Source organism: Corynebacterium sp. LK14, from assembly GCF_008042215.1.
Taxonomy (GTDB): Bacteria; Actinomycetota; Actinomycetes; order Mycobacteriales; family Mycobacteriaceae; genus Corynebacterium; species Corynebacterium striatum.
This window is the reverse complement of the sequence record NZ_NOVQ01000016.1, coordinates 391,751-416,251: the sequence shown is the minus strand read 5'-3', so window position 1 is coordinate 416,251 and position 24,501 is coordinate 391,751. Positions and strand designations below refer to the sequence as shown.

The 24,501-nt window shown below is 58.5% G+C and carries 23 protein-coding genes, 2 pseudogenes and 1 riboswitch; of the genes and pseudogenes, 17 read left to right on the top strand and 8 right to left on the bottom strand.

All coding sequences use genetic code 11. The annotated features are described in order from the left end of the window. Positions 1 to 115: 115 nt before the first annotated feature. The 8 genes and pseudogenes from CHU71_RS11280 to CHU71_RS11245 all read left to right on the top strand — a co-directional run bounded on the left by CHU71_RS11280 (position 116) and on the right by CHU71_RS11245 (position 10,035). Positions 116 to 4,108, top strand: coding sequence for a DNA-directed RNA polymerase subunit beta' (locus tag CHU71_RS11280; RefSeq protein ID WP_147761099.1), 3,993 nt, complete (start codon positions 116 to 118; stop codon positions 4,106 to 4,108). A 606-nt stretch (positions 4,109 to 4,714) separates the two neighbouring features. Next, positions 4,715 to 4,975 (top strand): annotated as a pseudogene (locus CHU71_RS11275) (transposase); the annotation flags it as partial. A gap of 48 nt (positions 4,976 to 5,023) precedes the next feature. Beyond that, positions 5,024 to 6,249 (top strand): IS3 family transposase gene (locus tag CHU71_RS11270; protein ID WP_147761098.1). Its coding sequence is split into 2 segments (ribosomal slippage): positions 5,024 to 5,303 and positions 5,303 to 6,249, totalling 1,227 coding nucleotides; the frame shifts between segments, so codons are not numbered across the junction. A 30-nt stretch (positions 6,250 to 6,279) separates the two neighbouring features. Next, positions 6,280 to 6,402: pseudogene (locus tag CHU71_RS11265) on the top strand (IS3 family transposase); the annotation flags it as partial. Positions 6,403 to 6,507: 105 nt separating this feature from the next. Continuing rightward, positions 6,508 to 6,661: riboswitch (TPP riboswitch) on the top strand. Next, complete coding sequence (locus CHU71_RS11260) at positions 6,650 to 7,273, top strand: ECF transporter S component (protein ID WP_147761097.1); 624 nt, start codon at positions 6,650 to 6,652, stop codon at positions 7,271 to 7,273. Its footprint overlaps the riboswitch before it by 12 nt. 15 nt (positions 7,274 to 7,288) lie before the next feature. Beyond that, positions 7,289 to 8,701: an ABC transporter ATP-binding protein gene (locus tag CHU71_RS11255; RefSeq protein WP_147761096.1), complete on the top strand. Its 1,413-nt coding sequence runs from the start codon at positions 7,289 to 7,291 to the stop codon at positions 8,699 to 8,701. Beyond that, positions 8,694 to 9,464, top strand: a complete 771-nt coding sequence (locus CHU71_RS11250) for an energy-coupling factor transporter transmembrane protein EcfT (protein ID WP_147761095.1) — start codon at positions 8,694 to 8,696, stop codon at positions 9,462 to 9,464. Before CHU71_RS11255 ends, CHU71_RS11250 begins: the two co-directional genes overlap by 8 nt. A 19-nt stretch (positions 9,465 to 9,483) precedes the next feature. Next, positions 9,484 to 10,035: an aminodeoxychorismate synthase gene (locus CHU71_RS11245; RefSeq protein ID WP_046646814.1), complete on the top strand. Its 552-nt coding sequence runs from the start codon at positions 9,484 to 9,486 to the stop codon at positions 10,033 to 10,035. On the opposite strand, the gene CHU71_RS11240 is transcribed toward CHU71_RS11245, so the two are convergent. Both CHU71_RS11240 and CHU71_RS11235 read right to left on the bottom strand, forming a co-directional pair. Then, the gene (locus CHU71_RS11240) at positions 10,016 to 10,756 is read right to left on the bottom strand and encodes an anaerobic ribonucleoside-triphosphate reductase activating protein (protein WP_236593794.1); all 741 of its coding nucleotides are present in this window, start codon (positions 10,754 to 10,756) and stop codon (positions 10,016 to 10,018) included. The genes CHU71_RS11245 and CHU71_RS11240 overlap by 20 nt on opposite strands. Beyond that, a complete protein-coding gene (locus CHU71_RS11235) occupies positions 10,713 to 12,506 on the bottom strand; it encodes a ribonucleoside triphosphate reductase (RefSeq protein ID WP_147761094.1) in 1,794 nt (597 codons plus the stop codon). The genes CHU71_RS11240 and CHU71_RS11235 overlap by 44 nt, the downstream gene beginning before the upstream one ends. A 671-nt stretch (positions 12,507 to 13,177) precedes the next feature. Here CHU71_RS11235 and rpsL point away from each other — a divergent pair. From rpsL to CHU71_RS11210, 5 genes are all read left to right on the top strand, one after another. Beyond that, complete coding sequence (gene rpsL, locus CHU71_RS11230) at positions 13,178 to 13,549, top strand: 30S ribosomal protein S12 (protein WP_046646811.1); 372 nt, start codon at positions 13,178 to 13,180, stop codon at positions 13,547 to 13,549. A 6-nt stretch (positions 13,550 to 13,555) separates the two neighbouring features. After that, a complete protein-coding gene (rpsG, locus tag CHU71_RS11225; RefSeq protein WP_005527716.1) occupies positions 13,556 to 14,023 on the top strand; it encodes a 30S ribosomal protein S7 in 468 nt (155 codons plus the stop codon). A gap of 273 nt (positions 14,024 to 14,296) precedes the next feature. Further along, on the top strand, positions 14,297 to 16,426 hold the full coding sequence (gene fusA, locus CHU71_RS11220) for an elongation factor G (RefSeq protein WP_147761093.1): 2,130 nt from the start codon (positions 14,297 to 14,299) through the stop codon (positions 16,424 to 16,426). Positions 16,427 to 16,825: 399 nt separating this feature from the next. Continuing rightward, positions 16,826 to 18,016, top strand: coding sequence for an elongation factor Tu (gene tuf / locus CHU71_RS11215; protein WP_005527719.1), 1,191 nt, complete (start codon positions 16,826 to 16,828; stop codon positions 18,014 to 18,016). Positions 18,017 to 18,128: 112 nt separating this feature from the next. Next, complete coding sequence (locus CHU71_RS11210) at positions 18,129 to 18,836, top strand: hypothetical protein (RefSeq protein ID WP_147761092.1); 708 nt, start codon at positions 18,129 to 18,131, stop codon at positions 18,834 to 18,836. A gap of 6 nt (positions 18,837 to 18,842) precedes the next feature. Here the strand turns inward: CHU71_RS11210 and CHU71_RS11205 are convergent, their stop codons facing one another. From CHU71_RS11205 to CHU71_RS11180, 6 genes are read right to left on the bottom strand one after another with little or no spacing between them, the layout of a single operon-like run. Then, a complete protein-coding gene (locus CHU71_RS11205; RefSeq protein WP_147761091.1) occupies positions 18,843 to 19,409 on the bottom strand; it encodes an alkaline shock response membrane anchor protein AmaP in 567 nt (188 codons plus the stop codon). Then, on the bottom strand, positions 19,402 to 19,980 hold the full coding sequence (locus tag CHU71_RS11200) for a DUF6286 domain-containing protein (protein ID WP_147761090.1): 579 nt from the start codon (positions 19,978 to 19,980) through the stop codon (positions 19,402 to 19,404). The genes CHU71_RS11205 and CHU71_RS11200 overlap by 8 nt, the downstream gene beginning before the upstream one ends. Then, positions 19,973 to 20,776 (bottom strand): Asp23/Gls24 family envelope stress response protein, encoded by an 804-nt coding sequence (locus CHU71_RS11195; RefSeq protein ID WP_147761089.1) that lies wholly within the window; start codon positions 20,774 to 20,776, stop codon positions 19,973 to 19,975. Before CHU71_RS11195 ends, CHU71_RS11200 begins: the two co-directional genes overlap by 8 nt. Next, positions 20,776 to 20,970 carry a DUF2273 domain-containing protein gene (locus CHU71_RS11190; protein ID WP_005527759.1) on the bottom strand — a complete coding sequence of 65 codons (195 nt, stop codon included), beginning with the start codon at positions 20,968 to 20,970 and terminating at the stop codon, positions 20,776 to 20,778. Before CHU71_RS11190 ends, CHU71_RS11195 begins: the two co-directional genes overlap by 1 nt. Before the next feature lie 2 nt (positions 20,971 to 20,972). Beyond that, positions 20,973 to 21,329, bottom strand: coding sequence for a hypothetical protein (locus CHU71_RS11185; RefSeq protein ID WP_147761088.1), 357 nt, complete (start codon positions 21,327 to 21,329; stop codon positions 20,973 to 20,975). 12 nt (positions 21,330 to 21,341) lie between these two features. Then, the gene (locus CHU71_RS11180; RefSeq protein ID WP_129721129.1) at positions 21,342 to 21,866 is read right to left on the bottom strand and encodes an Asp23/Gls24 family envelope stress response protein; all 525 of its coding nucleotides are present in this window, start codon (positions 21,864 to 21,866) and stop codon (positions 21,342 to 21,344) included. 646 nt (positions 21,867 to 22,512) lie between these two features. Between CHU71_RS11180 and rpsJ the strand changes: the two genes are divergently transcribed. The 4 genes from rpsJ to rplW are packed head-to-tail and all read left to right on the top strand — an operon-like array spanning position 22,513 to position 24,478. Next, positions 22,513 to 22,818, top strand: a complete 306-nt coding sequence (gene rpsJ / locus CHU71_RS11175) for a 30S ribosomal protein S10 (protein ID WP_003848085.1) — start codon at positions 22,513 to 22,515, stop codon at positions 22,816 to 22,818. A gap of 42 nt (positions 22,819 to 22,860) precedes the next feature. Beyond that, positions 22,861 to 23,517, top strand: a complete 657-nt coding sequence (gene rplC / locus CHU71_RS11170; RefSeq protein WP_005527748.1) for a 50S ribosomal protein L3 — start codon at positions 22,861 to 22,863, stop codon at positions 23,515 to 23,517. Continuing rightward, positions 23,514 to 24,176 (top strand): 50S ribosomal protein L4, encoded by a 663-nt coding sequence (rplD, locus tag CHU71_RS11165; RefSeq protein WP_046646802.1) that lies wholly within the window; start codon positions 23,514 to 23,516, stop codon positions 24,174 to 24,176. Before rplC ends, rplD begins: the two co-directional genes overlap by 4 nt. Then, positions 24,176 to 24,478: a 50S ribosomal protein L23 gene (gene rplW / locus CHU71_RS11160; RefSeq protein ID WP_005527745.1), complete on the top strand. Its 303-nt coding sequence runs from the start codon at positions 24,176 to 24,178 to the stop codon at positions 24,476 to 24,478. The genes rplD and rplW overlap by 1 nt, the downstream gene beginning before the upstream one ends. The last annotated feature ends 23 nt before the right edge of the window (positions 24,479 to 24,501 follow it).

Here is a 24,501-nt window from a genome sequence, read left to right as displayed (position 1 = left end):
GAGACTAGAGCTTTCTGGTCCGCCGTCCGATGGGGCGGCGGGCACACCGCATAAGAATTTTTAAAAGCCATCAACGTTCCCCGCACTATTCGTGGGGATGAAAGGGAGACATTACGTGTTTGACGTAAATCTCTTCGACGAGCTCCGCATCGGTCTGGCCACTGCCGATGACATTCGCCGTTGGTCCAAGGGCGAGGTTAAGAAGCCTGAGACCATCAACTACCGCACCCTGAAGCCGGAAAAGGACGGCTTGTTCTGCGAGCGCATCTTCGGTCCTACCCGTGACTGGGAGTGTGCTTGTGGTAAGTACAAGCGCGTCCGCTACAAGGGCATCATCTGTGAGCGCTGCGGCGTCGAGGTCACCAAGTCCAAGGTTCGCCGTGAGCGCATGGGCCACATCGAGCTGGCTGCTCCGGTAACCCACATCTGGTACTTCAAGGGCGTTCCTTCCCGCCTGGGTTACCTTCTGGACCTTGCTCCGAAGGACCTGGAGCGCATCATCTACTTCGCTGCCAACATCATCACCTCTGTTGATGAAGAGGCTCGCCACAACGACCAGTCCACCCTGGAAGCAGAGATGCTTCTGGAGAAGAAGGACGTTGAGGATGACACCGAGGCAGAGATCGCAGAGCGCGCTGCAAAGCTCGAGCAGGATCTGGCTGAGCTGGAGGCTGCTGGCGCAAAGGCTGACGCACGCCGCAAGGTGCAGAACGCTGCCGACAAGGAGATGCAGCACATCCGCGAGCGCGGCGAGCGCGAGGTTGCACGCCTGGACGAGATTTGGAACACCTTCCTCAAGCTCGCTCCGAAGCAGATGATCATCGACGAGACCATCTACGAAGAGCTCATCGACCGCTACGAGGATTACTTCACCGGCGGCATGGGTGCCGAGGCTATCCAGACCCTCATCCGCAGCTTCGATCTCGAGGCCGAGGCTGAAGAGCTCAAGGAAATCATCAACAATGGCAAGGGCCAGAAGAAGATGCGCGCGCTGAAGCGCCTGAAGGTCGTAGCAGCCTTCCTGCGCTCCGGCAACGATCCGGCTGGCATGGTCTTGGATGCCATTCCGGTTATCCCGCCAGAGCTGCGCCCGATGGTTCAGCTGGACGGTGGCCGCTTTGCTACCTCCGACCTGAACGACCTCTACCGCCGCGTTATCAACCGCAACAACCGCCTCAAGCGCATGATCGATCTCGGTGCTCCTGAGATCATCGTGAACAACGAGAAGCGCATGCTGCAGGAGTCTGTTGACGCCCTCTTCGACAACGGCCGTCGCGGCCGTCCGGTCACCGGTCCGGGCAACCGCCCGCTGAAGTCCCTGTCTGACTTGCTCAAGGGCAAGCAGGGCCGTTTCCGTCAGAACCTGCTGGGTAAGCGTGTTGACTACTCCGGCCGTTCCGTTATTATCGTCGGTCCGCAGCTGAAGCTCCACGAGTGTGGTTTGCCGAAGCTTATGGCTCTCGAGCTGTTCAAGCCATTCGTCATGAAGCGTCTGGTGGAAAACGACTACGCACAGAACATCAAGTCCGCTAAGCGCATGGTTGAGCGCCAGCGCCCTGAGGTGTGGGACGTTCTGGAAGAGGCTATTTCCGAGCACCCAGTGATGCTGAACCGTGCACCTACCCTGCACCGTCTGGGTATCCAGGCATTCGAGCCGAAGCTCGTTGAGGGTAAGGCAATTCAGCTGCACCCGCTGGCTTGTGAGGCGTTCAACGCTGACTTCGACGGCGACCAGATGGCAGTTCACCTGCCGCTGTCCGCTGAGGCTCAGGCAGAGGCTCGTGTCCTCATGCTTGCTTCCAACAACATTCTTTCCCCGGCATCCGGTAAGCCACTGGCTATGCCGCGTCTGGACATGGTTACCGGTCTTTACTACCTGACCATGGACAAGGCTGAGGGCGAGATCGGCGGCGAGGGTCGCTACACCGAGGCCACCGAGAACGGTCCGGCTACCGGCGTTTACTCCTCCTACGCTGAGGCAATCATGGCTCGCGACCGCGGCGTTCTGGGCCTGCAGGCCCCGATCAAGGTCCGCATCTCTCACCTCCGCCCACCGGCAGAAGTTGAGGCTGAGCAGTTCCCTGATGGTTGGCAGAAGGGCCAGGCTTGGATGGCTGAAACCACCCTTGGCCGCATCATGTTCAACGACTTGCTGCCTTGGAACTACCCGTACCTCGAGGGCGTCATGGTCCGTAAGGGCGGGGCTAAGAACTCCGTACTGCTCGGTGACGTCATTAACGACCTCGCTGCTAAGTACCCGATGATCACCGTTGCCCAGGTTCTGGACAAGATGAAGGATGCTGGTTTCTACTGGGCAACCCGCTCTGGCGTGACCATCACCATGGACGACGTTCTGGTCCTTCCGAACAAGACCGAGGTTCTCGAGTCTTACGAGAAGGAAGCACAGCGCATCGAGCGCAAGTACTGGGAGCAGGGTGCGCTTACCGAGCGTGAGCGTTACGACCGCCTGGTTGAGCTCTGGAAGGACGCTACCGACACCGTTGGTAGGGCAGTCGAGGATCTCTACCCGGATGACAACCCGATTCCGATGATCGTTAAGTCTGGTGCAGCAGGTAACATGCGTCAGATCTGGACCCTGGCCGGTATGAAGGGCATGGTCGTGAACTCCAAGGGTGACTACATCACCCGTCCGATTAAGACCTCCTTCCGTGAGGGTCTGTCGGTCTTGGAGTACTTCAACAACTCGCACGGTTCCCGTAAGGGCCTGGCCGATACCGCACTGCGTACCGCGGACTCCGGCTACCTCACCCGTCGTCTCGTCGACGTGGCACAGGACGTCATCGTCCGCGAAGAGGATTGTGGCACCCGCCAGGGCGTCCGCGTTCCGCTGGGCGAGCTGGTTAACGGCACCCCGGTATTCGATGAGCTGTGGGAGACCTCCGCTTCTGGTCGCGTTGTCGCTTCTGACGTCAAGGCTGAGGACGGCACCGTTGTTGCTGAGGCTGGCACCGACCTGACTGAGGAGCTCACCGCCGAGATCCTGCGCGCTGGTGTTACCGAGATTAAGGTTCGCTCCGTGCTGACCTGCCAGACCCCAGCCGGCGTTTGTGCGAAGTGCTACGGCAAGTCCATGGCCTCCGGCAAGCTCGTCGACATCGGCGAGGCAGTCGGCATTGTGGCTGCGCAGTCCATTGGTGAGCCGGGTACCCAGCTGACCATGCGTACGTTCCACCAGGGTGGTGTCGGTGGCGATATTACCGGTGGTCTGCCACGTGTTCAGGAGCTCTTCGAGGCACGTAACCCGAAGAACCGTGCGCCGATCGCTTCCGTTGACGGCACCGTGTCCCTGTCTGATGAGGGCAACTTCTGGACCCTGACCATCACTCCGGACGACGGTTCGGACAACGTGGTTTACGAGAAGCTGTCGAAGCGTCAGGGTCTGGCACAGGTCCGCCGCCCGATGGAGTCCAACCCGGATGCAATGATCGAGCGCTCCCTCCGTGATGGCGACCACGTCACCACTGGTGAGCGTCTGATGCGTGGTGCTGCGGACCCGCACGACGTGCTTGAGGTTCTCGGCCGCCGTGGTGTTGAGAAGCACCTCATCGACGAGGTTCAGGCTGTTTACCGTGCACAGGGTGTTGCTATCCACGATAAGCACATCGAGATCATCATCCGCCAGATGCTGCGTCGCGGTACCGTCATTGACTCCGGTTCCACTGACTACCTGCCGGGCGTTCTGGTTGATCTCTCTGAGGCCAAGCAGGTCAACGCCGCACAGGTTGCCGAGGGCGGTGAGCCAGCTCAGCTGCGCTCGGAGATCATGGGTATCACCAAGGCATCGCTGGCTACTGAGTCCTGGCTGTCCGCGGCCTCCTTCCAGGAGACCACGCGCGTGCTTACCGACGCCGCTATCAACAAGCGCTCCGATCAGCTCATTGGTCTGAAGGAGAACGTCATCATCGGTAAGCTCATCCCGGCTGGTACCGGTATCTCGCGTTACCGCAACATCTCCGTTAAGCCGACCGAGGCTGCACGTAATGCTGCGTACTCGATCCCGACTTACGGCGATTCCATCTATGGTGATGATGGCTTCGGTGAGTTCACCGGCGCATCCGTTCCGCTGGATGAGGACTTCACCTTCTAGGTAAAAGCGAGGTCAGCAACGTTGTAATTTCTGACCCAACAAAAAGCGTGTCTGGTCTCCAGACACGCTTTTTTCATGCGAAAAACGACGAAGCTAAAAGAGGGTGCGTATCTTTCTAAGAGCAATATTTGGCTGTTTCATAACGTACTCAAGCTAGGCGGAAAATCTAAAGGCGCACTGAGTAGGCAGATCTTCCCTCTTGCGGAATGTAGACAATGTTAACCATTGATAATGATGACAGTATTGAATGGTGATAATGGTTGAGCTACCCAGGTAAACTCGATAGAGTTTCAAGTTGGTGACAGTGCGGAATCAGTTAAAAATAAGCTTCTCGTACGTCCAGTTGCAGACTATAAGGTGAGAACCTGTTCTCTGATGTTTTTAAATATTCATAAGGAGGACGTTTCATGAATATGAAAAGCTTTAACGGCGTTACTCGCCGTCGCGGTACTTCCATCGCTGCCGCTGCTCTCTCCGTGGCTGGTTGCGTCCGTTAGCGTGGTGTACGAGTTAGTTCCTGTGATGGGCCCCGATGACAAATAGGGCGACCATCATGGGTACCTTTCGAATCAACTACTACCTATCCTCGAAAGGACGACACCCATAATGGCCGCTGGCCCCCATCATATCGACCCGACCGCGTATCTCGAAGAGCTCCTCACCCAAGCATCACCCGATCTGATGCGCCAGATGCTCGGCGATTTCATCAACCAAATTCTATCTGCCCAAGCTGATACTGTCTGCGGCGCTGACTACGGCACCACCAGCGACAACCGCGTCAACCAACGCAACGGCTACCGCCACCGACTACTGGATACGCGGGTCGGCACCGTCGATGTGGCTATCCCGAAGCTACGCCACGGTTCTGAAGCGTCCTGGGTTTAGTTCCTACCTCAGCTAAGGAAGGATTGAACTATGCCTAGAAAGTATTCCGTCGAGTTCAAGGAGAAGGCGGTCCATCAGATCATCGAAATGGTCCGCCTGGAGTCTTGCTCACTGCAACGCGCCTATACGGAGGTCGGTGAGCTCCTTGGAGTATCTCACCACACGTTGCGGGCTTGGTACCGTGACAGCGCTTCAGTACGTGATGACTCTGACGCTTCAGGCGGCGAGACAATGGAAGAAGAGCTCAAGCGTCTGCGCCGCGAAAACCGCGAACTGAAACGAGCAAACGGGATTCTTAAGACAGCTTCGGCTTTTTTCGCAGCGGAACTCGACCGACCCACGACCAAATGATCTCCTACATCGACGCGTACAAAGATCAGTTTGGGGTCGAGGCCATCTGCCGAGTCCTTAAACAAGCAGATCGTGGATTCATTACCTCTCGTGGCTACCACAAGGCGACCACTCGTGTTCCCAGCGCAAGGGCCTTAAGCGATAGCCTGCTCATCCCAGAGATACAGCGTGTGCATGAGCAGAATTTCTCGGTCTACGGCATCCGCAAAATGTGGCACGCGATGAACCGTGAAGGCTTTCATATTGGTCGCGACAAGACCGCACGACTGATGAAACTCGCAGGCGTTTCTGGCCGCAGACGTGGACGAACCCCAGTGACAACGGTAAGCCCGAAGGCACCGGATCATCGCCCAGACCTAGTACAGCGAAACTTCCGTGCGCAGGCACCAGGCAGGTTGTGGGTTGCCGACATTACCTACGTTCGCACCCTGTCAGGATTCGCCTATACCGCGTTTGTCGTGGATGTATTCAGCCGAAAAATTGTTGGTGTCGCTACACGCTCGACGATGCGTACCGACGCGCTGCCCATGGAGGCTTTGGAGCATGCGTTAACGACTGCAGGGCGAATCCATGGAAACCAGTTAATTCACCATAGTGATCGGGGCAGCCAGTATGTGTCACTGAAGTATTCCACTGCGCTAGCGGAATCCGGAATCCGCCCGAGTGTGGGAACAGTCGGCGATTCTTACGACAATGCTCTAGCCGAAACAGTCAATGGTCTCTACAAGGCTGAACTGATTCATGCCCGGGGCCCGTGGACGTCGGTCGGGGAAGTCGAATTGGCCACCTTGCGGTGGGTGCATTGGTGGAACACTAAGCGGCTTCATGAAGCTTTGGCCTACGCTACCCCACAGGAAGTAGAAACCGAGTACTATCTCACCCAGCCCATCAACACAGGGCCGTAAAAGAAGCGGAACCAAACCCAGGACGCTTCATTCTGCCAAGCTATTGATGACTACATCCTGTGGTACAACACAACCCGGCTACAGGAACAGTTCAAGGGCCTAGCCCCGATGCACTATCGGAACCAGACCCTTGCAACGGCCCAAACCATTTAGAATTAACCCAGTCCGGAAGATGGGGTGCAGTTCAGCGCAGTTGACATGGGGCCTTTTTACTTTTGCTAGCATTAGTGGGTCCAAGTTGACGAAGTTATCTAATTACACAGCGAACACGGGTGCTTTCTCCCTCTTTAGACCGTAACTAAGGAACAACAAACGCAGTAGTTTGCGAGGGAGAAGGCTGAGACCCCACATATGGGAACCGTTGCACCTGATCCGGGTAATACCGGCGCGAGGGAGGAAAATGTCTACTACACCTGCATCTTCGGCACGCACTGCACACACGGCTGGAAAGCCCAACCACCGCTGGCGCGTCGTCGACATCGTCGTGGCCGCGGTCTTGTCCGTGGCGTGTGGCCTGATTTTCTTGTTCTGGAACACTGCGGGTTATGCCGGCTACCAGGCTCTCGATGCCTTTACCCCTGGCCTGGGCGGTTTGGCCTCTGGCATCTGGTTGCTGGGAGGCGTGCTCGGTGGGCTTATCATCCGCAAGCCGGGAGCGGCGCTCTTCGTGGAGCTGCTCGCTGCCTGCGTCTCCGCCGCTCTTGGCTCCCAGTGGGGCGCGGCAACCTTGCTCTCTGGCTTCGCCCAGGGTATCGGCGTGGAGATTGTCTTCGCTATCTTTGCCTACCGGTCTTTTAACCTGCTTGTTGCCACCATCGCTGGCCTTGCCGCCGGCGTCGGTGCATGGACTTTGGAGCTCTTCACGTCCGGCCACCTAGCCCGTTCCGTTGAATACAACATCATCTACTTGGTCTGCACCGGCCTCTCCGGTGCGATCCTGGCCGGCGTTCTGGGCTACTTCACGGTTAAGGCGCTAGCAGCCACTGGCGCGCTCGACCGTTTTGCTGCCGGCCGCGAGGCTTAAGAAGCGCTTTCAAGAATGGTTTCTGGAACAGGCATCCGCGTTAAAGGATTTGGTTGGACCCATGCCGGGCGCGCGGAGCCGGCGCTGCGGGATGTTACTTTCCACGTCGAGCTGGGCGAAAAAATTCTGCTGTGCGGCGACTCCGGTTCTGGCAAGTCCACGCTCTTGGCGGCTCTTGCCGGAGTGCTCGGCGGCGACGAGGAAGGCGAGCAGGTAGGAGAGATCCAGCTCTTCGGAGCTGGTACTGAGAGCAAAGGTGAGTGGCCTGGCGAAGGCATGCCCGTGGGGCTGGTCCTGCAGGATCCTGATTCCCAGGTGATCTCCTCCCGCGTAGGCGATGACGTTGCTTTCGGCTGCGAGAACCTCGGCCTCGAACGCTCCGAGATTTGGAGTCGCGTCGATCAGTCTTTATCGGTGGTCGGGCTCGATCTTCCACACGACTATCCCACCGCACGTCTGTCTGGTGGCCAGAAGCAACGCCTCGCTTTGGCGGGCGTCATGGCGATGGGCGCCGGGCTCATCTTGTTGGATGAGCCCACGGCGAACCTCGATCCAGAGGGCGCCGATTCGGTGGTTCGTGCGGTGACCCAGCTGGTGGAGCGCACCGGGGCCACGCTCATCGTGGTTGAGCACCAGCCAGATAGATGGTGTCACCTGCTGCAACGCGGACTACTCATCGAGGACGGGCAGGTTGCATTAGACGCGCCTATCGAGCAGGTCCTAGAAGCCCGCGCCCAGGCGATGCCCGCCCTGCCGCAGGCCCGCGTTCCGCAAGACGTATCCACCCTTGAGCCAGCGATGTGGTCGCAGGATTTGGCTACCCGCTTTGGCCCGCCGCGTACCTTTGAGCTTCCTGCGGGAGCTTCAACCGTGGTGACTGGCCCCAATGGTGCTGGCAAGACTACCTGGCTGGAAACCATGGCGGGACTGCTTCCTTATACTTCGGGTGAGGTGGGCGTCGCCGAGCACGTGCGCCGCGGCCTCAAAGGAGACCCGGCAACGTGGAAGTCGCGCGAGCTCGCGCATCGCATTGGGTACGTGTTTCAGAACCCAGAACATCAATTCGTCGCGCGCAGCGTTGCCGATGAGCTGCGCGTGGGACCCCGAGTGATGGGCGAGGAGGTTCCAGAAAAGCGCATCGCGGAACTAGTGGAGCGCCTGCGTTTGGGGCATCTGCTTGGCGCCAACCCCTTCACCCTTTCGGGCGGAGAGAAACGGCGCCTTTCGGTGGCAACAGCACTGGTGAGCGCGCCGGCGGTGCTGTTGCTTGACGAGCCGACGTTCGGTCAAGATCCGCAGACCTTCGCGGAACTGGTGTGGATGCTGCGCGAGTTAAGCGATGAGGGAGTGACCATTGCCTCGGTAACCCACGACTCCCTCTTCATCGCGGCTCTCGGCGACCACCGGGTGGAGGTGCCGCGTGCCTAATATCTTGTCCGACGTAAACCCATTGACGCGGGTTTACCTTATGCTGGCGCTGACCTTGCCGTTGTTTCTCTCGGTGGATTGGGTCTCCGCCGCGGTTTCTTTGGTCATCACCTTCGTATTTGCGCCGCTGTGTGGGGTCAGTTGGGGAAAGCTCATAAGGAGCGGATGGTTCCTGTTTATCCTCGCCGCACTGTCTGGAGTTTCGATGCTGCTGTATGGCGCCGAGGGCGGAGAGGTTTACTTCCGGCTTTGGCTCATCGTGGTTTCGGAGAACTCGGTGACCCTTTCAGTAGCGATGATGCTGCGTGTGCTCGCGGTAGCGCTGCCAATGATTATCCTCGCGCGCGACATTGATCCATCACGCTTAGGCGACGCCCTGGCGCAGAACCTTCGCCTGCCTTCGCGTTTTGTTATTGGCGCGGTCGCCGGTGTGCGCATGGCGACGCTGTTTCGAGACGACTGGGATTCCATGGCTCGTGCCCGGAGGGCGCGGGGATTGGGGGATCGCGGCAAGGTTAAGCATTTGCTTACGATGTCCTTCGGTCTCTTGGTAGTTGCGCTGCGCCGCGGAGGCAAGCTGGCCACAGCGATGGAGGCCCGCGGCTTTGGACGTACTCCGCTGTACTCGCCGTCACGCACGTGGGCGCGCGAGTCGCGTGTGAGCAGGAAAGATTGGCTCATCATGTTAGCCGGTTCACTTTTGGCAGCGGTGCCGGTGGTAGCGTCGGTAGTTACAGATTCCTGGAGATTCTTCGGTCTATAAGACGAAAGGGCCACGAAGCATGGACTTCGACAGTCAGCTCGACCGCCTCATCGAGGATGTCATCAAGGCTGCCGCGACGCGCAAGAAACCTTTCAAGCCGGTGACGGTGCTCATAGATGGGCCATCGGGTGCAGGCAAGACGTGGGCCTGCGCCGCCCTCGCCGATAGGGCGGGCTGGCGTGTGGTGCACCTGGATGAGTTCTATCCCGGTTGGCGCGGGCTTGAGCAGGGCTCCCGGATGGTTGCCGAGCAGGTGCTGCGCGAGACCAATCCCGGCTATTGGCGCTGGGATTGGGAAGCCAATGCGCCCGGTGAGTGGGCGAGCTTGGATGCACGCGACGATCTCATCGTGGAGGGCGTCGGTGCGGTTACTCCGGAAAACATTGCTGCGGCTAAGGAGCGCGGCTCCGTGATTACGGTGCGCCTCGACGGCCCGCGCGAAAAGCGCTATGAGCGAGCCATCGAGCGTGATCCGCACTACGCAGAGTGGTTCGAGACCTGGGAGGCGCAGGAGAAGGTTTACTTCTCCGAGCACGCCGCCGACGCCGATTTTACGTGGGAATGGCAGTAGCTTCCGCCCCGCAGTAGACGCCGTGCTTGTCGACGTCGTGCGCCCACTGGCGCACCAGCTTAAGTCCCTGTTGTGCAACGCGTTCTTCCAGTTCGGGAAGCCGTGCCTCGATGCCCGACCCTGGCCACAATGTGGTTCGGGCTTGCAGCGATAGCCGCCCTGTCCGCGCATAATCTGCCAAAAGATAGAAGGACTCCCACATCCGCTGCGCTTGGGCACGGCTGCAGCCGGTGACCTGTGGCAGGTCTTCCGGTAGGGCTTTGACGTCGATGCCTATCCATTCCGGCCGTGTTTCGGGATGGGTCATGAGCTTGTCCAACCGGCCCGGTAGGTATCCACTCGTGTGGAGGCCAACTTTAAAGCCGGCCGCGTGGGCCTCGGCTATCGCCTGCGGCAGCCCGGGCGCGGAAAGTGGCTCTCCGCCGGAGAAAACCACGCCGTCGAGTAGCCCGCGGCGCGAGCACAGCAAGGAAAGCGCGTCCTGCCAGCTATAGCTTCCCGGCCCAAAGACCTGCAGCTGCGGGTTATGGCAGTAGCTACACCGCAGCGGGCAGCCGTTGAGGAACAACGTCATGGTCAGGTGATCTGGCCAATCTGTTGCCGAGAAGGGGATAAGCCCACCAATCGGCAGCTGCGTTCTGGAACTTAGCTTCGGCGCTTGCAACGAAGGCGCAGTCTTAAACGCCGGCCGCAAGCCTCTCGTCGAAGTACTCGCGCTCATGGAACTCTCCCTTCTTGCCCGTGTTGAAGCTGGAGACTGGCCGGAAATAGCCCATCACGCGCGTCCACATTTCAGTGCTGGAACCGCAGTCGGGGCAGTGCGGATGCTCGCCGGAGATATAGCCGTGGGAGTTACAGATGGAAAAGGTCGGCGTGATGGTGACATAGGGCAGTCGGAAGTTCTCCAGCGAGCGGCGCACGAGGTTCGCGCACGCCTTACCGGAGGACATTGCTGAGCCCATGTAGAGATGCAGCACGGTGCCGCCGGTGTATTGGGTCTGCAGATCCTCCTGGGCTTGGAGTGCGGCAAAGGGATCGGGAGTGTGCGCGACGGGAAGCTGCGAGGAATTCGTGTAATACGGTTCTTCTTCGCTGCCAGCGTGCAGGATGTCTGGGTAGCGCTTCAGGTCCTCGCGTGCGAAGCGATAGGTAGCGCCCTCGGCAGGCGAGGCTTCAAGGTTATAAAGGTGCCCGGTTCTTTCCTGGGCGTCGACAAGCAGTGCGCGAACCCGCTCCAGCAGACGCAATACCTGAGCGCGGCCGCGCGGATCGGTGAGATCGTAGGTGTCGGCAGTGAAGTTACGGATCATCTCGTTGCAGCCGTTGACGCCGATAGTGGAGAAGTGGTTATCCAAGCTGGGCAGCCAACGCTTGGTATAGGGGAAAAGACCTTTCTCCAAGCACTTGTTAACAAAGGCGCGGCGGCGCTCGAGCGTGTCGACGCCGAGATCTACCAGCTCCGCGACGCGCGTCAACAGCGCCTCCTCGTCGCCGCGGTAGAGGTAGCCCAGGCGTGCGCAGTTGAGCGTGACCACGCCGATGGAGCCGGTCAACTCGGCGGAGCCGAACAAACCATTGCCGCGCTTTAATAGCTCGCGCAGGTCCAACTGCAGGCGGCAACACATTGAGCGAATCATGCCGGGGTCAAGATCGGAGTTAAGGAAGTTCTGGAAGTAGGGCAGACCGTACTTGGCTGTCATGGTGAACAGAGCTTCGGCGTTCTCGCTATCCCAGTCAAAATCCGGCGTGATGTTGTAGGTCGGAATCGGGAAGGTAAATGGCCTGCCGTCGGCATCACCTTGCGACATCACCTCGATGAAAGCACGGTTGATGATGGCCATCTCCGTCTCCAAGTCGCCGTAACAGAAGTCGGCGGGCTCGCCGCCGATGAGCGGGGTCTGGTCCCGCAGATCGGTGGGGCAGTGCCAATCGAAGGTAAGATTCGTGAACGGCGTCTGCGTACCCCAGCGCGAAGGCACGTTCAGGTTGAAGATAAATTCCTGCATGTATTGAAGTACTTGGCCGTAGCTGAGGTTATCCAGCCGCACGAAAGGCGCCATATATGTATCGAAGCTAGAAAAGGCCTGCGCGCCCGCCCACTCGTTCTGCAGCGTGCCTAAGAAGTTGACGATCTGACCGCACGCGGAGGAGAAGTGCTTCGGTGGCGTCGAGGAAATCGTGCCGGGAACACCACCGAAGCCTTCCTCGAGGACGCGGCGCAGTGACCAGCCAGCACAATAGCCGCTGAGCATGTCTAGATCGTGGATATGAATATCACCTGCTCGGTGGGCATTACCCGCAGCTTCCGAAAAGACCTCATCCAGCCAGTAATTGGCAGTTACTTTGCCCGCATTGTTAAGAATCAATCCTCCCAACGAGAAATCCTGATTGGCATTGGCGTTTATGCGCCAATCACGCCGGCCCAAGTACTCCTCGATGGAATCTGCGACGTTAATGGTCCGTGAACCCATGTAGTTCTTCCCTTCGTTATGAAAATGGAGCGCTGGTACAGCGAAAAGCTCGCTGCCTTTCCAGCTCTGATGGCATGCCCAGGCGCGCATATAGGGAAAGCAATGGCGACCGCATTCATGTGGGAGAACCTGCAGTAAGCCGAGATGGCAGAAAAGCCACCGCGCGGCGCTGGGCGTCACGGAATAACATAGCTGTAATTTGTGGCGGGGTGGGTCGACGAAATACAAGATATGGGAGGTCTTGGAGTGTGAGACACTATATGTAGTGCCCTGTTTGGTGAAAGTTCGAAAGGGTATGTGCCTATTTAGTGCCTGTGATTGTTGCCTCTATAGGTGAAACTTAAAGCCCGATTTTGGGTGGAGTGGAAAGTTCCGGGGAATTTGTCACAGCTGCCTCGAGTGAGGCGCGGCGTCGTCAAGCGTTGTGCGATTGACTGCCTGCGGTGATGGAAGGAAAGCCAGGTGGATGAAATTTGGATGTTTTGTGTGTCGCTGCTATTGTTCGAAGAGGTTTCGCCTTCATGTAGGGCGAAAAGTCTGATCGATTAATCGGCTTGAATGGCTGATTGATGTTCTGGACATGCGGAAGGGCCCCGGAAAAGAGCCCCCATTTTCGCGTGTTTGGGCAGCATCGGTCAGTTCAGCCGAAGTCATACAGAAAGACTAGATTTATGCCAACTATTCAGCAGCTGGTCCGCAAGGGCCGCCATGATAAGCGCTCCAAGGTTGCAACCGCAGCGCTGAAGGGTTCCCCTCAGCGTCGTGGCGTTTGCACCCGCGTTTACACCACCACCCCGAAGAAGCCGAACTCTGCACTGCGTAAGGTCGCTCGTGTTCGCCTGACCTCCGGTATCGAGGTTTCCGCGTACATCCCAGGCGAGGGCCACAACCTGCAGGAGCACTCCATGGTGCTCGTCCGCGGCGGTCGTGTTAAGGACCTCCCGGGTGTTCGTTACAAGATTATCCGTGGCGCACTGGATACCCAGGGCGTTAAGGACCGCAAGCAGGCTCGTTCCCGCTACGGTGCAAAGAAGGGACAGTAATCAACAATGCGTAAGAATGCTGCTCCGAAGCGTCCTGTAGTCAAGGACCCGGTATACAACTCCGAGCAGGTCACCATGCTCGTGAACAAGATCCTCCTCGATGGCAAGAAGTCCACCGCAGAGCGCATCGTCTACGGTGCTCTCGAGGCTTGCCGTGAGAAGACCGGTACCGACCCAGTCGGCACCCTGGAGAAGGCTCTGGGCAACATCCGCCCGGACCTCGAGGTTCGCTCCCGCCGTGTCGGTGGCGCTACCTACCAGGTTCCAGTTGAGGTCAAGCCGGCTCGCGCTAACACCCTCGCTCTGCGTTGGTTGGTGACCTTCACCCGCCAGCGTCGTGAGAACACCATGATCGATCGTCTCGCTAACGAGATTTTGGATGCTTCCAACGGTCTTGGTGCTTCCGTGAAGCGTCGTGAAGACACTCACAAGATGGCTGAGGCTAACCGCGCCTTCGCGCACTACCGCTGGTAATACCGGCGTATGCCTATGGTCCGAGCAACGTAAAAGTTCGCGCTTAACAGCGCTTCTGTACTTCTTGTACTTAGAGAAGCGCTGGAAACACAAACTAAATAGCGTTGCTCGGACCTTTTTTCTGGGCAATTAGCGGCCTGAAGCTGCTAACGAGTCCAAGACGTGGCAAAATTGAACAAGACCTATCCATGCGGGCGGCATGGACTGGGGTACGTGAAGATGAAACGTGCGCCCAGGACAAGGCGTCCACGATAAATAAGTTGGGGTAAAACCGTGGCACAACAAGTGCTTAAGGACCTTCACAAGGTCCGTAACATCGGCATCATGGCTCACATCGATGCTGGTAAGACCACTACCACCGAGCGTATTCTTTTCTACACCGGCATCAACCGTAAGGTCGGCGAGACTCACGACGGTGCATCCACCACTGACTGGATGGAGCAGGAGAAGGAGCGCGGTATCACCATTACCTCCGCTGCTGTTACCTGTTTCTGGAACAACAACCAGATCAACATCATCGACACCCCGGGTCACGTTGACTTCACCGTTGAGGTTGAGCGCTCCCTCCGTGTTCTCGACGGCGCAGTTGCTGTCTTCGACGGCAAGGAAGGCGTTGAGCCACAGTCTGAGCAGGTGTGGCGTCAGGCTGCTAAGTACGACGTTCCGCGTATCTGCTTCGTCAACAAGATGGACAAGCTAGGCGCTGACTTCTACTTCACCGTTCAGACCATCATCGACCGCCTCGGCGCAAAGCCATTGGTTATGCAGCTGCCTATCGGCGCTGAGGATGACTTCGACGGCGTCGTTGACCTGCTGAACATGCGTGCCATCACTTGGCGCGGCAAGGTGGAGACCGGTGCTGAGCCGACCATCGAGGAGATCCCTGCTGACCTGCAGGAGAAGGCTGAAGAGTACCGCGAGAAGCTGCTCGAGGCAGTTGCTGAGTCTGACGAAGAGCTCATGGAGAAGTACTTCGGCGGTGAGGAGCTGACCCTTGACGAGATCAAGGCAGCCATCCGCAAGATGACCATCAACTCCGAGGTCTACCCAGTTCTCTGTGGTACCGCTTACCGCAACAAGGGTGTCCAGCCGCTTCTCGACGCTGTCGTTGACTTCCTCCCGAACCCACTCGATGTGGGCGAGGTCGTCGGCCACGCTGTCGGCAACGAGGACGAGAAGGTTACGCGTAAGCCTTCCGTTGAGTCCCCGTTCTCTGCACTGTCCTTCAAGATTGCTGCGCACCCGTTCTTCGGCCAGCTCAACTTCGTCCGCGTTTACTCTGGTCAGGTTGTGCCGGGCACCGAGGTGCTCAACTCCACCAAGAGTAAAAAGGAGCGCATCGGCAAGCTGTTCCAGATGCACGCAAACAAGGAGAACCCGGTCGAGCAGGCTGACGCAGGTAACATCTATGCTGTTATCGGTCTGAAAGACACCACCACTGGTGACACCCTGTGCGACAAGGACAACCCGATCATCCTCGAGTCCATGGACTTCCCGGATCCGGTTATCAAGGTCTCCATCGAGCCTAAAACCAAGGCTGACCAGGAGAAGCTGGGTACCGCTATCCAGAAGCTCGCTGCTGAGGACCCAACCTTCACTGTCGAGCTCGACGAAGAGACCGGCCAGACCGTTATCGGCGGCATGGGCGAGCTCCACCTCGACGTTCTGGTTGACCGTATGAAGCGCGAGTTCAAGGTCGAAGCAAACATCGGTAACCCACAGGTTGCTTACCGTGAGACCATCCGCAAGACGGTTCAGTCCCTGGACTACACCCACAAGAAGCAGACCGGTGGTTCTGGTCAGTTCGCAAAGGTCATCGTCACCATCGAGCCTTACAACCCGGACCCAGAGACGCTGGAGGAGGGCGAGTCCGCAACCTACAAGTTCGAGAACGCCGTTACCGGTGGCCGCGTTCCGAAGGAATACATTCCTTCCGTTGACGCTGGTATCCAGGATGCAATGCAGTACGGTTACCTCGCTGGCTTCCCGCTGGTTAACATCAAGGCAACCCTTGAGGACGGCGCTTACCACGACGTTGACTCCTCTGAGATGGCCTTCAAGCTCGCTGGTTCCCAGGTGCTGAAGGAAGCTGTTGCTAAGGCAAAGCCAGTCCTGCTCGAGCCTGTTATGGCCGTTGAGGTTGTTACCCCTGAGGAGTACATGGGCACCGTTAACGGTGACATCAGCTCCCGTCGTGGCCAGGTTTACGCGATGGAAGACCGCTCTGGCGCAAAGGTTGTCAAGGCTAAGGTTCCGCTTTCCGAGATGTTCGGCTACATCGGCGACCTTCGTTCCTCCACCGCAGGCCGCGCAAACTTCAGCATGGTCTTCGATTCCTACGCTGAGGTTCCTTCCTCCGTTGCAACCGCAATCATCGAGGAGCGTACCGGTAACAAGGCTTAAACAAGCTTTGTAACCAACCCCCTCGCACCACCCCGTTGCCAAGGGGCTGGTAGTCTTCGCCAGTAGACGCCAGCCTCAGGCGGGGTAACCCCGTGTGAGGAACTGGGTGGGGTAGCGGTCGGCTGAACTTGCACCAAAGAGTGTTGGCTGAGCCGGCCGTTACCCTCCCAGGATCCATAATCAGATTCTTGTCGAGGGTCAACGTCCGCACTACATGCGCGGGGTTACCTCCTATTTAGGCAGTTTGAAAAAACTGCGGCATAAATCTAGGATCGTGTAACTGGCACGTAAAGAAAGCGTCATTAGCGCTTCGGGATATTTTCGTTCCAAGTGCCAATGACATTAACCAACCACGTGGCTGTGAAATTACAGCCGCCATAGAGTCCAGGAGGACAAACAGTGGCAAAGGAGAAGTTCGAGCGTACGAAGCCGCATGTGAACATCGGCACCATCGGACACGTCGACCACGGCAAGACCACCACCACCGCAGCGATCACCAAGGTTCTGGCTGACCAGTACCCTGATGAGAACACCGCTTTCGCATTCGACATGATCGATAAGGCTCCTGAGGAGAAGGAGCGCGGTATTACCATTAACATTTCCCACGTTGAGTACTCCACCCCGAAGCGCCACTACGCACACGTTGACGCTCCGGGCCACGCTGACTACATCAAGAACATGATTACCGGTGCTGCTCAGATGGACGGCGCTATCTTGGTTGTTGCTGCAACCGATGGCCCGATGCCGCAGACCCGCGAGCACGTTCTTCTGGCTCGCCAGGTTGGCGTTCCTTACATCCTCGTTGCACTGAACAAGTGCGACATGGTTGACGACGAGGAAATCATCGAGCTCGTCGAGATGGAGATCCGCGAGCTGCTCGCAGAGCAGGACTACGATGAGGAAGCTCCGATCGTTCACATCTCTGCTCTGAAGGCTCTTGAGGGCGACGAGAAGTGGGTACAGGCTATCGTTGACCTGATGCAGGCTTGCGATGACTCCATCCCGGATCCGGAGCGCGAGCTGGACAAGCCGTTCCTGATGCCAATCGAGGACATCTTCACCATCACCGGCCGCGGTACCGTTGTTACCGGCCGTGTTGAGCGTGGCTCCCTGAACGTCAACGAGGACGTTGAGATCATCGGTATCCAGGACAAGTCCATCTCCACCACCGTTACCGGTATCGAGATGTTCCGCAAGATGATGGACTACACCGAGGCTGGCGACAACTGTGGTCTGCTTCTGCGTGGTACCAAGCGTGAAGAGGTTGAGCGCGGCCAGGTTGTTATCAAGCCGGGCGCTTACACCCCTCACACCCAGTTCGAGGGTTCCGTCTACGTCCTGAAGAAGGAAGAGGGCGGCCGCCACACCCCGTTCATGGACAACTACCGTCCGCAGTTCTACTTCCGCACCACCGACGTTACTGGCGTCATCAAGCTGCCTGAGGGCACCGAGATGGTTATGCCTGGCGACAACGTCGAGATGTCCGTCGAGCTGATCCAGCCGGTCGCTATGGACGAGGGCCTGCGCTTCGCTATCCGCGAGGGCTCCCGCACCGTCGGCGCTGGCCGCGTTACCAAGATCATCAAGTAAGAGCACTTGCTTGAGCGTTTAAAGTAACGCCCTCTAAAGCCACCGCTTTCCCTGCTTGGGAAGGTGGTGGCTTTTTGTATGTCTACCTGCCGTCTCCGTTAAGCTTTGAGCCATGCTTGATCCCAACCGCATTGACCGCACCCTCCGCGCACTTCGCGATGCGTGGGAGGGACAGCCGGAGCTGCCGTTAGGCACGATCTTTGCGATGCTCGCTAATCAGGGCTTGGGCTGGGGCGTCGACGATGAGGAGCTACGTGCCGCGCTTGAGTCGATGGCGAGGGTTCATCCGCCCACGCTGCCGCTTGACGACGCCCGTGTGACCCGAGGTTTGTGGCTCATCGTCACGGAAAGCAACCGGGTCACTGTCGACGCCGAGCGCGTCATCGTGCGTACGACCTCCAAGGCGGGACCCGGTCAGCCCGTTTCGTGGAAGTATTCTGCAATACGGCCAGTGGGGCCGGGGCGTCCTTTAGTGGTGACTGATGCCGAAGGCTTTGAGCACCGTTGCGGCGTGGCGGAGCTGATTACTCAGCTGACCCCAGATTACCGCAGTCTTGAAGGCCTGAAGCGACGCAGCGTCGGTGAACGCGTCTGGATGCTCCGCACGTCCGATGAGGTCATTGTCTTGGACCACGGCTTGCACGTTTACACATCGGCCAACCGGGGTGTGGACCGTACCGACTATTCGTGGACAGTGATCGAGCAATGTACTGTGGGCGCGCCGCTGCTCGTGGGCTTATCTCGTGGCACGACGCATGAGTTTGGGGCGGTCACCGAGATATTCCTCGCTGAATCCGCCCCGCCGAAAGCTAAGTGCTGAACCGGCCTATTCCTTAAGAGCTCGCACCTTTCCAAAGTGGAGTTTGTACACGGTATCAAGGTCGGCGTCGGGGAATGCCAGGCGGAAGTCCTGCTCGTTGGTCTCGACGGCGTCGACAAGCGCAGGCAAAGCGGTATCTGGGTTCGCTTCAACCGTGTACTGGAGCGTCGGACGCGCGCGATCGTAGGCCACCAAGCGGGTGACTTTATCCACGCCGTCTTCCGCAGCCAAGGTATCAGCGACTGCACCGGCGATTGCCTGCATGTTGGTTGATATCTTGCCTTTGTCGTTCGAGGACTCAGAAGCCACATTGTTAAAGCGGTGGTGGCGCAGGTTAGCAATTACTAGCCATAAGCCGGACACAGCTAGCAGCACCGTCGCCGTACCTAGTGCGGCAGCCCACCAGCCTTGCTGAGGAAGGGCTGCCCATTCGTCGTGGTCGACCCACCGCCCAAGGTAGAGCGCGAAGGGGACCTCGAAGTGGATGAGGATGGGCCACAAGCCGAGCACGATGAGAATGGCCGCAATAATGAATAACAATATTCGGTCGAAAGCGGCTAAGCCTTTAGACATGATCGTCGACCTCCGGGAGTTTCTCGGCTGCAACAGTGAGCTGGGGCTGCCGGTGGAGTTGCTGCAGCGTCTGCGCGACTGCGTCCTCCACACGGGAGATGAGACCCTCATCCTCAGTATCGCCGTTGACCGTTACATCGACGGTAATCTTCTTCTTGGAGATGACCGCGCGACTGCGCGCAGCTGCGACGCCGGGAACGCGACGGGCTGCTGCGGAAGCAGTGCGTGCGATATCAACGGGGCGCAACCATATGGAGGCTACTTCTGATTCGACCTGTGTGTGGGTGGATTTTCGCGGCTTGAATGCCGCCACGAGTAGAAGCAGACCAACCAAAATGGCCGCCCCGCCGCTGGCTAGCATCCAGGTTTCGATTTTGTCCTGAGACATGACGTCGATGAAGGGTTGCAGCCAAGACCTTGCACCCGTGCTCACCGCCCAGGTCTCCCGGCCCAGGAAAGCCGCACCTCCAAGACAGACGAGTCCGAGTATGACAGTCCACGTGCGGGCCGCTGGCGAGGCGGCAGGCTTTTGCCCAAAGCCGCGCGGGAAGATGCTGCGTTCTTTACTCATGGGCACCTCCTCGAAAGAGCGGTTGGATGGTTATCTCGCGCAGTGGTTCAGGCCGTGGCGCCATGGGCCGCCGGACTGTGGCAATAGGCCGCAGCGTCGGCGACCACGCTGTAACAGGTTGTGGCGTTCGAACAGGGCGCAGTGACGCAGGCTGTGGTGTGTCCACCCGGCGTAGTTGGAGCGCTGGGGGAGTCCCGACTGGGCGCAACTTCGTTGACTTGGGCGAGCGAACTGGAGTGAGCGCAGCGGGCTGCGGCGTCGCAGCGCTCACGACGGAAACGGGCGCCGTGCGCGGCGAAACTGCCCGTACCGATTGTGGCTCAGGGCGCGAGACACTGCGGATTTGCACTAGGTGCGTGGTCTCTATCGGTTGGAGCTCGCGCTGCGGCCGGGTGTGCGGCAGGGTCACGCTCGGGGCGCGCCGTGATGCCACGGCTAGCCCTGTTACGCGCTCGCCAGGGACAGCGGCGCCCACGGTGACATTGACACGTGTGGTGGCGTAGCCGGTGTAGGTTCTGACAGCTTCTTCGATGGCGGCGCGTGCGGCCTCGGCGACAGCTGTTACCGGACTGGGCCAAGTAACGGCGATGTTGGCATCGACAGCCACGACTTCCTTGGTTGGGTCGCTCTGGATGAGCAGCCGTGGAAACGCGCGCCCGGCAAGGCCCGCGAGTTTGGCGTCGATGGCTACGGTGCCGGGCACACTGGCGATGGCAGTGCCAACGATGCGCTCGAGGGACTTAATGGAAAATCTTAAAGAGCCTGAGCTGCGTGCAAGGGAGGAATCATGGGGCATTAGCCTTGCCCTTTATCCTTGCCAACGATTCCATTCCACACCGCGGAGAGATCGATGCGACCATCAAAGTGAGCACCGATGACCCCGCCCAACGCGGCGAGGAGGACTGCCAGAACCGTGGGCCACAGGCCGAGGTGGATGAAAAATGCCAAAACTAGGCCGGCCACAATGCCGAGTGTGGAGTAATTCTTCATGCTTATTCCTTATTAGTATCCAATGCGCTGCTGATAGCGTCAGCTACAACAACATCGACTCGCGAAAGCTCAGAGCAAGCCTCGAGCGCTGCTGCGCGAGCACCTTCGGCGACGTCCTTGACGGGCACCTGCTGCGCCACATCGAACACGATGTGTACCTCCAGATGGCGGTCATCGCGGGGATTCGGACGCTTGAGGCCAGCAACGCGCTCGCCCGGATAGAGCAGCGACACCTCACCGAAGGTGCCAGCATGCAGCTTGGCGACGCCCCGTGTCCCCAGCACGGCTTCAACTATGCGGTGCGCAGCGGGGGCGTCGAGCTCAAAGCGCGTCGTGGGGGACTCGACGGAGTCAGACATCAAGGCTTAGTCCTATTCCTGGCCCTGCGGCAGGGAATTGTTTGGGGACTGCTCGGCGGCGAGGTCTTCCTTTGGGAGCTTGACGTCATGAACAACAACGTCGACGCGTTCAACGCCGAGGCCAGTCATACGCTCAACGGCATTCATGATGTTGCGGCGGATGGCCTCTGCCAGCTCGTGGATGGCTACGCCGTACTCGGCGATGATGGCGACTTCGATGGTGGCAACACCGTTAGCAACCTGCACGCTGACGCCTTGGCGAACGTCCTCGGAGGCTCCAAAGGATTCACGGATCGAACCCATCATGCGGGCGCCGCCGCCACCGAGAGCGGCAACGCCGGACACTTCGCGGGCAGCGATGCCGGCGATCTTGGATACGACGGTGTCGTCAATAGTGGTGATACCGAACTCGGTCTCGAGGTTCTTGTTTACCTTAGGGGTAGCGGCGGCCTCAGGGAAGTTAGCGGTGCTGGACTCGGTAGCGGCCGTAGCTGGGGTGGTCGAATTGTTTTCTGGGGTGTTAGCAGCCATGAGCATTTCCTCTTCTGTTGAAGGCTAAAAGTAACTTACCCATCCGAGCCTATAGCTGAATGCGGACATTGTGGGGTGCGGTAGTCGATCTTTTAGAAAACGTGATATTGGGCACGGTTTTGTTAGAAGTTTGGAAAACGCGTGATTACATGCTTAAATACAAGGGTTGCTTTAACACAGCGGCGTCACTGACTTCCGGCTCTAAGTCGAATATCAATGGCAAAGTTGCTGGTAAAGCGAACATGACACCTTTGTTGGTGGGCGTCTTAAGGCGTGCACTGGGAAGGTCATTCAATCGGGCTAGGTCCGCGTTTTAGTAGAGGCATCCCGAGAGAATGGACCGGAGAAGGGGCATGGCAAATAAACAGCGGCAGTATACGAATTGGACATGTACTCGCACGTGTAATGCGTGAAGAACCGTCCTCTTCCTATTGACTTTGACTTCGGGTCTTGTACCCCGTCAAAAGCACTGCGCCCCAAGGTTTTTGCCAGGTCGCATCTTTTGGTCGTCATGACAGTCAGACAACTGGCGTTGAGCCCAGGCCCTAGAGTCCGGACAACGTTATAGAGAAATCGAGAAGCAATTTCCCACCGCTTCACGCCCCGGATACGCCGGGAATGTGTAAGTGGGGAAGCGAGGAAGAGGATAAGCGTGGCGGGACAAAAGATCCGCATTCGGCTGAAGGCCTACGACCACGAGGCTATCGACGCTTCTGCAAAGAAGATCGTCGAGACCGTAACCCGTACGGGTGCTCGTGTTGTTGGCCCAGTGCCGCTCCCAACCGAGAAGAACGTATACGCCGTTATTCGTTCTCCGCACAAGTACAAGGACTCTCGCGAGCACTTCGAGATGCGCACTCACAAGCGCCTGATCGACATTCTCGACCCGACCCCGAAGACCGTTGACGCTCTTATGCGCATCGACCTTCCGGCCAGCGTCGACGTAAACATTCAGTAGTGTAAAGCGATCGACGAATAGATATTTGGTGGAGAACTAACAATGAGTGAAAACGAGATCAAGGGCATTCTGGGCAAGAAGCTCGGCATGACCCAGATCTTCGACGAGGACAACCGCGTTGTGCCGGTTACCGTCGTCGAGGCTGGGCCGTGCGTTGTTACCCAGATTCGCACCGCAGAAACCGATGGCTACAACGCCATCCAGATCGCATTTGGCGAGATCGACCCGCGCAAGGCAAACAAGCCTGCCGCAGGTCACTTCAAGAAGGCTGGCGTAACCCCACGTCGCCACGTTGCCGAAATCCGTATGGATGACACCTCTGCTTACGAGGTTGGCCAGGAAGTTACCGCTGACATCTTCGAGGGCATCACCTTCGTTGACGTCACCGGCACGACCAAGGGTCACGGCTACGCAGGCGCGATGAAGCGCCACGGCTTCGCAGGTCAGGGCGCTGCTCACGGTAACCAGGCTGCTCACCGCCGCGTCGGTGGCATCGGCGCCTGCGCTACCCCGGCTCGCGTCTTCAAGGGCACCCGCATGGCTGGCCGCATGGGCCAGGACCGTGTTACCACCCAGAACCTGAAGATTCAGAAGATCGATGCCGAGTCCAACCTGCTGCTCATCAAGGGTGCTATCCCTGGTGCGCGCGGTGGCCTCGTCACCGTTAAGACCGCAGTGAAGGGCGGTGCACACGCATGAGCAACCTCAAGCTAGACGTCCATACCGCTGAAGGTAAGACCAACGGCTCTGTTGAGCTGCCGGCCGAGATCTTTGACACCGAGGCATCCATTGCTTTGATGCACCAGGTTGTCAACGCTCAGCTCGCTGCTGCTCGTCAGGGCACCCACAAGGCCAAGACCCGCGGCGAGGTCCGCGGCGGTGGCCGTAAGCCTTTCCGTCAGAAGGGCACCGGTCGTGCACGCCAGGGCTCGATCCGCGCACCTCACTACACCGGTGGCGGTATCTCCCACGGCCCAGTGCCGCGCGACTACTCCCAGCGCACCCCTAAGAAGATGATCAAGGCTGCTCTCTTCGGTGCACTGTCTGACCGTGCTCGCAATGAGCGCATCCACGTAATCGAAGAGCTCGTCCCGGGCCAGACCCCGTCCACCAAGGCGGCTAAGGCTTTCATCGAGCGCCTGACCGAGCGCAAGAACGTGCTGCTCGTTGTCGGCCGCGAGGACATCAACGCTCGCCGCAGCGCCAACAACCTGCCTAACGTCCAGATCCTGGATGCAGGCCAGCTGAACACCTACGACGTTCTTTACTCTGACGACGTTGTGTTCTCCGTTGAGGCTCTGCACACCTTCGTCGCTCGCGCTCAGGGTGCGAACGAGGAAGTTAAGGAGGAGAAGTAATGGCTAAGCTCGTTAACCCGCGTGACATTATCATCGCCCCGGTCGTTTCCGAGAAGTCCTACGGCCTGATGGAGCAGAACGTTTACACGTTCTACGTCTCCACGGACTCCAACAAGACCCAGATCAAAGATGCCATCGAGCAGATCTTCGGCGTAAAGGTTGACTCCGTGAACACCGTTAACCGTGCAGGTAAGCGTAAGCGCACCCGCACCGGCTTCGGTCAGCGCAAGTCCACCAAGCGTGCGTACGTGACGCTTCGTGAAGGCAGCGACTCCATCGACATCTTCGGCGGCGGCGCTTAAGCGCCACCGGAGAGCCGAAAGGA